General features: G+C 60.6%; 11 protein-coding genes. 5 read left to right on the top strand and 6 right to left on the bottom strand.

Going from position 1 to position 11,294, the window contains the following annotated elements:
• Positions 1 to 61 precede the first annotated feature (61 nt).
• Positions 62 to 1,252, top strand: coding sequence for a multidrug effflux MFS transporter (locus N1078_RS01000; RefSeq protein WP_274086342.1), 1,191 nt, complete (start codon positions 62 to 64; stop codon positions 1,250 to 1,252).
• Here N1078_RS01000 and N1078_RS00995 read toward each other — a convergent pair.
• The 6 genes from N1078_RS00995 to N1078_RS00970 all read right to left on the bottom strand — a co-directional run bounded on the left by N1078_RS00995 (position 1,249) and on the right by N1078_RS00970 (position 7,747).
• Complete coding sequence (locus N1078_RS00995) at positions 1,249 to 1,428, bottom strand: hypothetical protein (protein ID WP_274086341.1); 180 nt, start codon at positions 1,426 to 1,428, stop codon at positions 1,249 to 1,251. The two genes, N1078_RS01000 and N1078_RS00995, sit on opposite strands and share 4 nt — an antisense overlap.
• Positions 1,429 to 1,528: 100 nt before the next feature.
• Positions 1,529 to 3,370 carry a PAS domain S-box protein gene (locus tag N1078_RS00990; protein ID WP_274086340.1) on the bottom strand — a complete coding sequence of 614 codons (1,842 nt, stop codon included), beginning with the start codon at positions 3,368 to 3,370 and terminating at the stop codon, positions 1,529 to 1,531.
• Positions 3,371 to 3,551: 181 nt separating this feature from the next.
• On the bottom strand, positions 3,552 to 5,039 hold the full coding sequence (locus tag N1078_RS00985) for a TAXI family TRAP transporter solute-binding subunit (protein WP_274086339.1): 1,488 nt from the start codon (positions 5,037 to 5,039) through the stop codon (positions 3,552 to 3,554).
• Positions 5,040 to 5,041: 2 nt separating this feature from the next.
• The gene (gltS, locus tag N1078_RS00980; RefSeq protein WP_274086338.1) at positions 5,042 to 6,238 is read right to left on the bottom strand and encodes a sodium/glutamate symporter; all 1,197 of its coding nucleotides are present in this window, start codon (positions 6,236 to 6,238) and stop codon (positions 5,042 to 5,044) included.
• 188 nt (positions 6,239 to 6,426) lie between these two features.
• Positions 6,427 to 7,443, bottom strand: a complete 1,017-nt coding sequence (locus N1078_RS00975; RefSeq protein ID WP_274086337.1) for a zinc-binding alcohol dehydrogenase family protein — start codon at positions 7,441 to 7,443, stop codon at positions 6,427 to 6,429.
• A gap of 10 nt (positions 7,444 to 7,453) precedes the next feature.
• The gene (locus tag N1078_RS00970; RefSeq protein ID WP_274086336.1) at positions 7,454 to 7,747 is read right to left on the bottom strand and encodes a putative quinol monooxygenase; all 294 of its coding nucleotides are present in this window, start codon (positions 7,745 to 7,747) and stop codon (positions 7,454 to 7,456) included.
• A 103-nt stretch (positions 7,748 to 7,850) separates the two neighbouring features.
• Here N1078_RS00970 and N1078_RS00965 point away from each other — a divergent pair, with 103 nt between their 5' ends.
• The 4 genes from N1078_RS00965 to N1078_RS00950 all read left to right on the top strand — a co-directional run bounded on the left by N1078_RS00965 (position 7,851) and on the right by N1078_RS00950 (position 11,274).
• On the top strand, positions 7,851 to 8,768 hold the full coding sequence (locus N1078_RS00965; protein ID WP_274086335.1) for a LysR family transcriptional regulator: 918 nt from the start codon (positions 7,851 to 7,853) through the stop codon (positions 8,766 to 8,768).
• Positions 8,769 to 8,850: 82 nt separating this feature from the next.
• A complete protein-coding gene (locus tag N1078_RS00960; RefSeq protein WP_274086334.1) occupies positions 8,851 to 9,237 on the top strand; it encodes a DUF2946 domain-containing protein in 387 nt (128 codons plus the stop codon).
• 87 nt (positions 9,238 to 9,324) lie between these two features.
• Positions 9,325 to 10,698, top strand: a complete 1,374-nt coding sequence (locus tag N1078_RS00955; RefSeq protein ID WP_274086333.1) for a PepSY-associated TM helix domain-containing protein — start codon at positions 9,325 to 9,327, stop codon at positions 10,696 to 10,698.
• Between the two features lie 93 nt (positions 10,699 to 10,791).
• Entirely contained in the window at positions 10,792 to 11,274 is a 483-nt protein-coding gene (locus tag N1078_RS00950) for a copper chaperone PCu(A)C (RefSeq protein WP_274086332.1), read from the top strand.
• Positions 11,275 to 11,294: the final 20 nt, after the last annotated feature.

The raw sequence follows: 11,294 nt of genomic DNA, 5'->3' as shown, positions 1-11,294 counted from the left end.
GTAACCCGGTGTTTTTTCCGGGTTACGGTAGCGGATAGCCCCCTATTTAATCTGGATGTACATGCCCTTACGTCTTTTGTTGATCCTCGGCTCGCTAAGCGCCTTTGGGCCGCTGGCTATCGATTTTTACCTGCCGAGCTTCCCGGCTCTGGCGCAGGCCTTCGCCACCGATGTGGAGCACGTGCAGCTGTCGTTGGCTGCGTACTTTGCAGGTCTGGCTATTGGCCAACTGGTATACGGCCCTTTGGCGGACCGCTTTGGCCGGCGCAAGCCGTTGTTGTTCGGGGTGCTGTTGTTCAGCCTGGCTTCACTGGCCTGCGCATTGGCGCCGAGTCTGGAATGGCTAATTGCTGCACGCTTTGTTCAGGCGCTGGGCGGTTGTGCCGGGATGGTGGTGTCGCGCGCGGTGGTGCGTGACCTGTGTGACCCGATCAATTCGGCCAAGGTGTTTTCCCAGTTGATGCTGGTGATGGGTGTGGCGCCGATTCTTGCGCCACTGGCCGGCGGCCTGCTGCTCAGCGCGTTTGGGTGGCCATCAATCTTTATCTGCCTGACGCTGTTCAGCCTTATGTGCCTCCTCGCGCTGGCTAAGTGGTTGCCGGAAACCCTGGCCAAGGATGTACCGCCAGCCCCTCTGCGCGGTGCGATTGGTGAGTACAAGCGGCTGTTCGCCAACCTGCCGTTTCTGGGGTATGCACTGACGGGCGGTTTTGCCGTGGCCGGGATGTTTGCCTACATCGCGGGTTCGCCGTTTGTGTTTATCGAGCTGTATGGCGTCCCCGCCGAGCACTATGGCGTGTTGTTTGGCAGTAATGCCCTGGGGTTTATTCTGGTGGCCCAATTGAACGCTTGGCTGGTCGCGCGGCATGGGCCGGCTTACTGGCTAGGCAAAACCGTTTGGTTCTACTTGGCGTGCGGCCTGGCGTTATTGTTGGTTGCGCTGGCCAAGCCGCAGGCCTTATGGCCGTTGTTGATTCCGCTGTTCGGCTGCATTGCTTGTTTAGGCATTCTGCTGCCCAACGCCTCGGCCTGTGCCATGGCCGGGCAAGGCCGGCATGCTGGCAGTGCTTCGGCGTTGCTGGGCAGCCTGCAATTTGTCATCGCCGCCAGTGCCGCCACCATGGTCGGTGTGCTGCATGACGGCAGTGCCTGGTCAGTTGCGGTGGTGATTTTTGCTTGCGGGTTATTGGCCGTGGGGTTTTCCCTGTTTACCCGCTGGGCCGAGCGCGGTACGAACCACGTGCTGGGTTAACTGGCAACGCGCTGCTGCTCTGCGGGTAAGACATGCGGGGCGTTCAGGCGGGCTTGCAGGGTGCTGACAAACTGGCGGGCTTCGGGCTCGCTGCGGAAGGTGACCGTTTGCTTACCAAGGCGCACTTGCCAGCCGCGACCTGCGGCGGTGTTTACAGGTTGGATCATGACGTTCATGGACGTATCTCCTCTGCAAGAGCACGCAGTCTAGTTGCTAGATATGAACATTGATTGACTTGAAACAAATTCGATCACGACGAACGCACCGTTGGTCTGATCAATTTATCGTGGTCACGCTTAATTGCACCGCCAGTCCCGCCAGGCGAGTGAACTCTGTCACCAGGGCGATATCCGCCGCGCTCGGCCGCGTGGGTTGCAAATAGTAGATACCGAAAGTGCCCAGCACCTGACCGCCATCATCCTTGAAGGGCAGTGACCAGCAGGCGTGTAAGCCTGCAGCCACTGCGACGGCCCGGTAATCGCGCCAGTAGGGGTGCTGGTTGAGGTCTTCGGCAATGACCAGTTCACCACTCACGGCGGCGTGTCCGCATGAGCCCACTTCCAGCCCCGCCTTAATCCCGTCGATGGCTTGGCAATACGCTTTCGGCAGGCTGGGGGCTGCGCCAACATGCAGGCGCTGTTGCTCATCGAGTAGCATGATCGATACACGCATTTGTGGTTGCAGGTTTTCCAGGCGCTGGGTGATGCCCGCGAGAATACTGTGCAATGGGTGCAACCCCAGCAGTTCATCGAGTACTGCATTGCGCGCCTGTTGCAGTTGCTGAGTCTGATGGCGCTCATGTACGTCACGCAGGCTGCCGTGCAGGCCTTGCTCCAACTCACTGAAATTGAACTGCAACTCAACCCGGCGAGCCGGGCCGCTGCGGGTCAGTAGCTGACATTCCAGGCGCAGATTATCCAGTTTGCCGCCGAGTAACTCATGCAGCCTATGGCTGAGCGGGGGCTGGCCCAACTCGGGCATAAAGTGCTGCAGCGGGCTGCCAAGGCTTTCGTGAATGGGGTAGCCGCTGATTTGCTCCCAAGCGGGGTTGAGAAAGGTCAGCTGAGCGGCGGCATCGGTGATGAAAATCGCATCGCCAAGGTGCTCGACCAGCGAGCGGTAGCGGTGGTCGCTGGCTTGCAGCTCGCTGTCGGTCTTCTTATGTTCTGTGAGGTCGATGTCGACGCAGTACAGCTCGAGTTGATCAAGGCTGTTGCGCAGCATTAAGTGGCTGGAATAGACCCATACCGGGCTGCCGTCTTTGCGTTGTAACTGCACCTCTGCCGCAGGAATCGGCGGGCCGCCGAGCTGCCATCGGTTAATCGCAGTGGCCACCTTGCTACGCGCTGGTGGCGGCACGATCAGCTCTTCCAGGCGACGGCCCATTACCTCATGCACGGCATAGCCGTAGAGCTGGCTACTGGCCTGGTTCCAGTAAATCACGCGGCGTTCACGGTCGTAGCCTTGCACCGCAATGCGAGGCGTTTGCTCGAACAATTGGCGAAAGCGTTGCTCGCTTTCTCGCAGGGCGCTTTCGTCGCGTTTCTGCAGGCTGATGTCCTGAAGGGTGCCCAAGATTCGGCTGTGTTCGTCGACCTCCCCGCGCAGCATCAGCCACGTGGTTTGCGACTGTTGTGGTTTTAACAGCCGGGCGCTGACGAGCATCGGGCTGTGGTCATCGATCAAGGCCTGCAAGGCGCGCTTTACGTGAGTACGTTCGGCTGGGTGCAGGCAGTTGAGTAGTTGTTCAAGGCTGCATGTGTGGCTGTCATGGTCACGACCGAGCAGGTTCCGCGCCTCTTCACTGAGCTGGAAGTCATGGTTGTATTCCCAGCTGCCGAGTGAGGCACTGCGTTGAGTCCGTTTTAGCAGGTTGCTGCTCTGGGTGAGGGCATCAAGCAGAAGACGCTGCGCGCGCCGATCACGGTAGCTGACAAAAAAGATCAGGCTCGTGCTGAGCATGACAAACAACACGCTTTTAACAATGTTCAGGCTGCCCAATAGCTCGCTGCTGCTAATAAATTTTGGCAGCAGATAATTGCTGCCGAAAATCCACAGAGAGCTGAACAATAAATAAAGGCCGGCGAGGCGTAGGGGGCCTTTCAGATCGGGTCGCATCCTTACCGCCCACTTAGTTGGATTGGTCGAACGTCCAGCCGCTGGCCATACAGGCTGCAATGCCAGCGCGGCTGCTGAAGAAAGTTTAGTTGGCAGCGCTGAGCCTGCACGCTACAGCAGCGCTATTCACATACTGTTTGGGTTCGCCCTGCTAATTAGCGGCAGGGCGAGCGCGCCGAATTCAATTCGCCGGTACTGGCTCTGGTTGCAAGGCTTTCTCAGCGCCGCTATGCAGCGGTACCCCGAGGTCGAGCAAGGCGTTCTTGGGGGACAGCTGTGCGCCCTGGATACTGCCGTACTGCAACCATTGGTTGTCCTGGGAGAACAACAGGCGCACCAAGTTCTCCACTTCACGCACGGTCAGTTGATCATCGGTAAGCAGCATGCTGCTTACCGCCAGTGTTGCTACTGGATCGTTCTGCTGTGGGTAGGTGCCCTGGGGAAGATTGAACGCGAAGCTGCCCGGATGCTGCTGTTGTAGTCTGCCGATTGCGGCTTCCGTCAGTGGTAGCAGGCGCAGATCAACGGTTTCGCTGGCCGCGCGGATGCTGTCGGCTGGTGCGCCAATGACCTGAATCAGCGCGTCCAGTTGGTTATCACGTAAGGCACTTAGGGCCTGCTGAAGGTCAAGCTCTGCGGCCGCCGCCAGATCCTTCGGTTGCAGCCCGTGGGCAGTTAGTACTGCCAACGCGGTGAGGCGCGAGGCCGAGCCAGGCTGGCCGATATTGACTCGTTTGCCGCGCAGATCGGCGATGCCTTGCAGCCCGCTCCTGGCATTGACCAGTACATGTACCGGCTCGGGGTAAAGGTTAGCAATGACGCGTAACCTAAGGTCTGGACCATCATTCTGGAACGGGCCGATGCCGTGGACGGCAGCATAGGCGGCATCGCTTTGCGACAAGGCCGCCACCACCTCACCACGGCGTAGCATGCGCAAGTTGTCCAGGCCGCCTTCGGTGTTCAGCGCGCGCACACTTACCCCCTGTTTTTTTAGCAGTTCAGTAACCGCTTGCGCAAAACGTGCGTATTGCCCGGCTGGCGGCCCACCTGCCAGCGGATAACCGCTCTCCAGGCGGGAAAGGCGGCTGCGGATATTACTCAGGGCGCGCTCCAGTTCGTCGTCAATGGCTTTGCGTTCCTGTGGGCTGGTGCCGCCAGGGCCAAGGTTCAACGCGGTGCTGATCGCGTTAACCAGCGTTTCCCGTTTGCTGTTACCGCCTTCCCCCGATTGTGCCGCGCGGGGTGCGGTGAAGCCTTGGGGTACGACTGCCTGCCAGCTGCCTTGCTGTTCGCGGTAGATCAGGCTGCCATGCACTTTGAGCAGATCACCCGCGCGATTGCCGCCGCTCTGGATCCCGGATAAGCCGCGCGGTCCAGCACCCAAGGCCGTGACCAGGCTGGCCACACCGGGTGAGTCCCAAGCACCGAAGTCTTGATCCTGTTCAACCTTGAGCGTGGCATCGAAGTAGACCACTAAGCGTTTTTCCCCGTCCGGCGCGTTGGCGTCATTGGCCGACCCGCGGCGCTGCAGTTGGTCAAGGCTTAGCAGGCTCGCTGGAAAGACCTGCTGCAGGCGTTGTTGCAGATCACTCTGCAAGGTTTCTGGCGTCGGCCCGCGTGAGCAGGCCGCGAGTAATGCGGCGCAGAGCAGCAAAATAAGCAGGCGCATGCTCAACCTCCAACCCAGGGCAGTGACAGGTAGCCGGTAAGAACCAGGGCATTGAGCAAGTCGATGAGAAACGCACCGACCAGAGGAACCACCAAAAATGCCTGGGGAGCGGGGCCGTATTTCTGGGTAATCGCTTGCATGTTGGCAATAGCGGTGGCGGTGGCGCCCATCGCGAAGCCGCAGAAGGCGGCGGACATCACCGCACTTTCATAGTCACGCCCCGCCGCGCGATAGACCAGCAGGCCGCCATAGATCAACACGACTAGTAACTGCCCCAGCAGGATCAGTAGCAGTGGCCCGGCCAGGCTGGCAACACTGGCCAAGTTCAGCGCCATCATGGTGATTGCCAGAAACAGCGCCAAGGTCAGGCTGGAGAGCATATCGATGGCCGCATCGTTAAAGCGTAAACCGATCAAGTGGCCGCCATTACGGATCGCTACGCCCAGCAGCAGGCACCAAAGAAAGCTCGGCAGGGTCACTGGCCCGCCGCTGACCAGATTGGCCAGCCAGCTGCCGGCGAGTACCGCGATCAATACCGCCGCCAGTACGGGAATCAGGTTGCCTGCTTTAATGGGCGCTGCCTCGGTGGCGTCGCTGCTTATGTAGGTGGCGGCCGCTTGGCCATCACTGCCCGCTAACTGGTGACGCTTGATTAGCCACTGCGCCAGCGGCCCGCCGCAGATGCCGCCCAATACCAGGCCGAGGGTGGCTCCGGTCATCGCCAGTTCCATGATTGACTGGATGTTGTTCACCTCGGCGAAGCGTTCGGCATACGCCGCGCCCGTGCCGTGGCCGCCGACCAAGGTGATGCTGCCGCCGATCAACCCCATCAGCGGATGCATGTCTAGCCCCCAGGCGATTAACAGCCCTGTGAGGTTTTGTAGAAGCAGGAAGGGGATCAGTACGAGTACGAACATCAGCAGGCGTTTGCCGCCTTGCTTGAGCAGGCTGAGATTGGCTGACAGGCCCACGGCAGCGAAAAACGCCAACAGCAACACCGGCTTGAGCGTGGAATCGAACTCAAGGCTGAAGCTGCTGAGTTCGCCGCTGATCAGCATGCCGACGGCAAACAGCAGGCCGCCGGTGATGGGGTCGGGAATGTTGTAGTGCGACAACAGTGGTATTTGGCGGTTAACCCAGCGTCCGAGCAGCAGCACCAGAGTGGCGACTAGCAGGGTTTCTAGGGGGAGTAAGGTCACTGCGGAACTCCTTGCGATGGACGTCCGCAGTTGAAGCCGCCGTATCGTCGCGGCAGCGGGATTATGCGTGCGGTCAGTAGAGTTCTAGCTAAGGAATGCTGCGCTGTCGAATCGCCTGGTGGCGCTGTGCAACCTATGGGCCAAGGGCCGCGCTAGAGGCGCGGCGTTGGCTCGATTTGGCGGGTGGCCTAGAAGCCTTCGAGAACGATTTTGCCGCGTGCCGTGCCGCTTTCCAGCAGCGCATGGGCGCGGCGCAGATTGGCCGCGTTGATGCTGCCGAAGTGCTCGCCGAGCGTAGTTTTCAGGGTGCCGGCATCCACCAATTCGGCAACCCGTTGCAGCAGGCGATGCTGCTCGATCATATCGGCGGTCTCGAATAGCGAGCGGGTAAACATCAACTCCCAGTGCAGCGACAGGCTTTTGCGCTTGAGCGGCATGATGTCCAGTGGCTGCTCTGGATCGTCGATCAGCGCCAGACGGCCTTGCGGGGCCAGGGCTTCGACCAGTTGCGCATAGTGCTGATCGGTCTGGGTCAGGCTCGCCACATGGGTGACCTGGTTGATACCGATGCGTTTCAGCTCTTCACTCAGCGGTTGGCGGTGGTCGATCACATGATGCGCACCCAGCTCGCGAACCCAGGCTTGGGTCTCGGGGCGGGATGCGGTGCCAATCACTGTCAGGCCAGTGAGTTGACGTGCCAGCTGCACCAAGATGGAACCCACGCCGCCGGCTGCACCGACGATCAGCAGGCTCTGGCCCAGGTCTGCGCTGCCTTGGCTGACTTGCAGTCGCTCAAACAACAACTCCCAGGCGGTGATTGCGGTCAGCGGCAGCGCGGCGGCTTCGGCAAACGCCAGCTTTTCTGGCATACGCCCTACGATGCGTTCATCCACCACATGTAGCTCGCTGTTGGCCCCGGCGCGGTTGATCGCCCCGGCGTAATACACCCGGTCACCAGGCTGGAACAGGCTGACATCGCTGCCCACGGCCTTGACGATACCGCTGGCGTCCCAGCCCAGTACCTTGGCAGCGCCGTCTTCAGGGGCGACGTTGCGACGGATCTTGGTGTCTACCGGGTTGACCGAAATGGCCTTGACCTCGACCAGCAGGTCGCGCGGGCCGGGCGTCGGCGCAGGCAGTTCGACATCCAGCAGGGCGTCGACGTGGTCGATGGGCAAAGACTGGTAATAGGCGACAGCTTTCATAGAGTGCTCCTTAGAGAATGCGTTGCATCAGTTGATGATCGACCTGTTCCAGCAGGCTGCCGCAGGTTTCGCCGAAGTGCAGAAAGTGTGCGGTCTGCTGGTGCGCGCGGAGGGCGGCGGCGTCCTGCCACTGCTCAACCATGATGAAGCGGTTGGGCAGCTCCTGATGGCGGTGCAGGTTGTATTGCAGGCAACCGGCTTCGGCTTGGCTGGGCGGCACCAATTGGCGCAAGCCTGCTTCAACAGCCTCGGCCTGGCCGGGGCGGGCAGTGATGGTGGCAATCAGGGTCAGTGGCGTGGTCATGGTGGACTCCGGTTAAGTGCTGGCAATGCTCGGTTATTTGATTGACGAGAAAAACAGTCTGCTACTAGAGTCTCTTTCAATATTTTTTTGATAATGAGCTGCCATGCTGCGTTTTGATGATCTGCAGTTGTTTGTCACCACCGCTGATCTGGGCAATCTCTCGGCGGCAGCGCGACGCCTGGATATTTCCCCGGCAGTGGCCAGCGCCGCGCTCAAGCGTTTGGAACAGCAACTGGAGGCGCGCCTGTTCAGCCGCTCTACCCGCAGCCTGCGGCTGACACCCGAGGGTGAGTTGTTTCTCGGCCATGCACGGTTGGCCCAGCAGAGCCTGGATGACGGCCGTCAGCAGTTGGCTGGCAGCAAGGTCGGCATCAGTGGGCCGTTGCAGCTGTCTGCGCCATCAGACTTCGGCCGCAATACGCTGTTGCCCTGGCTGGATGAGTTTCAGCTGGCGCATCCTCAGGTGCTACTTCGCCTGCTGCTGGGGGATCGTGTGGCGGATCTGTTTCGCGAGCCGGTGGACATTGCCCTGCGCTACGGCGCCCCAGAGGATTCCAGCCTGGTCGCCTTACCCGTTGCCGCTGCTAACCGCCGTGTGCTCTGCGCCGCACCGCAGTACCTGCAGCTGCATGGCGCGCCGCAAACGGTGGATGATTTAGCTGAGCACAACTGCCTGCTCTATATGCTCGGCGGGCGGCTGCATGACCGTTGGCGTTTCAGTGACGGCAAGCGCGAGCAGGGCATTAGCGTCAAAGGCGACCGGGTCAGTGATGATGCCGATGTGGTGCGGCGTTGGGCGGTCAGTGGTGCCGGGCTGGCCTACAAATCTTGGCTGGATGTGGCCGGCGACGTGCTTGCCGGCCGGCTCCAGGTACTGCTGCCCGAGCTGCGCGGCGAACCGACACCGCTCAACCTGATCTGCGCGCACCGTGCGCAACTGAGCAAGCCGGTGCTCTTGCTGCGTGAGTTCGTGCAAGCGCGCTGCGCCGAGTTGTTGGCGGATGCGCCGTGGCCGAACTAAGATTGCCGCCAATGCACTGCGGCAATCCATCGCAGTGCGGCTGTGTCACATGCGCCCCAGAGCAATGCTAGAGTCGCGCCCCATGAACATGACCCGTATTGACCGTCGCCTGCTGGCCTGGATGCTGTATTTCAGCGTTCTGTTCAGTGCGTTCGCCTGCAGTATTGGTCACGGGCAGATGGCCGGCCTGCAGCTCAGCGGATTGAGCAGCCAGTACTGCTCCTTTGAGGGCAACTTCGGTGCCGGGGCCGATCTGCAAGGCTCCGGTGTGGTGGCGCCCAATTCTGCCACCGGCTCCGGCTGCTCCCTGAGTTCCACCTTCAGCGCGATCATCCTGGCGGCGTTCTTCGGTTTGCTAGGTTTGCTGGCACTCAGCCGCGCACCCCTGCTGACGTTCTTCTTTACCCCGCGACCTGTTCGCTATCTCTGGCCTTCGGCCAATCCCCGCGCTTCTCCGTTAAGCCTATAGCGACCGGGCATCACGTCCCGGCTGTTGTCGTTGTGCTGCATGTTGCCTCGTGCAGCCACGCTACTGATGAGCTATCGGAGTTGATCCATGAGCAAAACTGCTCCCTCTTTTTATAACCTGGCCTGGCGCTGGCACTTTTACGCCGGGCTGTTTGTTATCCCGTTTCTGATCCTGCTGTCGGTTACTGGGATCATTTATCTGTTCAAACCGCAGCTGGATCAGCTGATGTATGCCGAGCTGCTGCAGGTAACGCCTGCCGAGCAGGCGATCTCGGCTGATCAGCAGCTGGCGCTGGTGCGCCAGGCGTATCCCGAGGCGAGCATCAGCCAATACCTGCCGCCGGTAAACGCCGAGCGCAGTGCGCAGTTTGTGATTGAGGCCGATGGCCAGGGCCTCAATGTATTTGTTGATCCCTACAGCGGCACATTGCTCGGCAGCCAGGATACGCAGCTCAACCTGCAGGCCATCGCCCGCCAGCTGCATGGTGATTTGATGGTCGGCACCCTAGGCGACCGCCTGATTGAGTTGGCCGCTGGTTGGGGCATCGTGTTGGTGGTCTCCGGTCTTTACTTGTGGTGGCCGCGCGGTCGCTCCGGTGCGGGTGTGCTGTGGCCACGGTTGAATGCTCGTGGTCGCTTGCTGTGGCGTGATCTGCACGCGGTAACCGGGTTCTGGGGCTCGCTGTTACTGCTCTTTATGCTGCTCACCGGGATGACCTGGACCGGATTCTGGGGCGCGCAGTTTGCCGGGGCCTGGAACCACTTCCCGGCCGCGATGTGGGATGACGTGCCGCAGTCCGGCAAGCTTACCGGCAGCCTCAACAACAGCAGCCAGCAGACCGTTGCCTGGGCGGTGGAGACTACGCCGCTGCCGGCTTCCGACCCGCATGCTGCGCATAACGGCCATGCTGCTCTCAAGATGCCAACCGCCCCGGCCAATCTGCTGCAATACGTGGTCGATACGGCTGCCGAGCGCGGCGTGCAACCGGGTTACAGCATCACCCTGCCGAAAGGTGAGACCGGGGTGTACAGCATCGCGCTATTTGCCGATGACCCACGTAACGACGCCACCCTGCACATCGATCAATACAGCGGTGCGGTGCTCGCCGATGTGCGCTGGAAGGATTACGGCGTGGTGGCGAAAACCGTGGAAACCGGAGTGATGTTGCATGAGGGCAAGCTGTTCGGTCTGGCTAACCAGCTGCTGATGCTTGCGGTCTGTCTGCTGGTGCTGCTCAGTGCGATCAGCGGCCTGATCATGTGGTGGCAGCGCCGCCCGAGCGGCAAGTTTGGCGTACCGCCGTTGCGCCACGACCTGCCGCGCTGGAAAACCGCGATTGGCATCATGGCCTTGCTCGGTGTCGCCTTCCCGCTGGTGGGCGCGTCCTTGCTGCTGATCTGCGCGCTGGATTGGTTGCTGTTGTCACGTTTAGCGGGCTTGCGCCCACTGACCCGCGATTGAGTGAATGGATTAACGCAGGCCCCATTTGCCTGCGTTATACACGTACCCATGTATTGCATGCTTGAACTGTTAGCCCACGAATGGAGAGACACCATGTTGTTGAAAAAGACCTTACTGATTGCTGCCTTGTTAAGCCCGAGCCTGTTTGCCAGTGCCCACGAATACACGGTCGGTGAGTTGCACATCGGCCACCCCTGGTCGCGGGAAATGCCGCCTGTAGCCCCTACGGCGGCGGCTTATTTTGTGGTGCACAACAAGGGCGCCGAGGCGGATCGTCTGCTCAGTGTCAGCACCCCGCACGCGGGTAAGGCTGAGTTACATGAGCACATGCATGCCGACGGTGTGATGAAAATGCAGCAGGTGCAAAACGTGGTGATTCCTGCCGGTGGCGAGGTGAAATTCGAACCTATGGGTTACCACGTGATGATGTTCAACCTGCAGCAGCAGGCCAAGGACGGCGAGCGTTTCCCGTTGACCCTGACCTTCGAGAAGGCCGGCCAGTTAGACGTAGACGTGGCGGTGCACAAGGATGCTCCAGAAAGTGAGCAGGCCCCCGCTGAAGGGCACGCGCATTAAGCGCCACCACCCGCTGAGCG

It is taken from the genome of Pseudomonas sp. MIL19 (assembly GCF_028680365.1).
Classification (GTDB): Bacteria; Pseudomonadota; Gammaproteobacteria; order Pseudomonadales; family Pseudomonadaceae; genus Aquipseudomonas; species Aquipseudomonas spirodelae.
The sequence above is the reverse complement of the archived record's forward strand: the minus strand, read 5'-3'. Positions and strand labels throughout refer to the sequence as shown.

Coding starts and splice junctions, on each gene's coding strand:
- N1078_RS00965 (WP_274086335.1), top strand. CDS start 7,851: ATGCTGCGTTTTGATGATCTGCAGTTGTTTGTCACCACCGCTGATCTG.
- N1078_RS00985 (WP_274086339.1), bottom strand. CDS start 5,039: ATGCGCCTGCTTATTTTGCTGCTCTGCGCCGCATTACTCGCGGCCTGC.
- N1078_RS00990 (WP_274086340.1), bottom strand. CDS start 3,370: ATGCGACCCGATCTGAAAGGCCCCCTACGCCTCGCCGGCCTTTATTTA.
- N1078_RS00975 (WP_274086337.1), bottom strand. CDS start 7,443: ATGAAAGCTGTCGCCTATTACCAGTCTTTGCCCATCGACCACGTCGAC.
- N1078_RS00950 (WP_274086332.1), top strand. CDS start 10,792: ATGTTGTTGAAAAAGACCTTACTGATTGCTGCCTTGTTAAGCCCGAGC.
- N1078_RS00960 (WP_274086334.1), top strand. CDS start 8,851: ATGAACATGACCCGTATTGACCGTCGCCTGCTGGCCTGGATGCTGTAT.
- N1078_RS00970 (WP_274086336.1), bottom strand. CDS start 7,747: ATGACCACGCCACTGACCCTGATTGCCACCATCACTGCCCGCCCCGGC.
- N1078_RS00995 (WP_274086341.1), bottom strand. CDS start 1,428: ATGAACGTCATGATCCAACCTGTAAACACCGCCGCAGGTCGCGGCTGG.
- N1078_RS01000 (WP_274086342.1), top strand. CDS start 62: ATGCCCTTACGTCTTTTGTTGATCCTCGGCTCGCTAAGCGCCTTTGGG.
- N1078_RS00955 (WP_274086333.1), top strand. CDS start 9,325: ATGAGCAAAACTGCTCCCTCTTTTTATAACCTGGCCTGGCGCTGGCAC.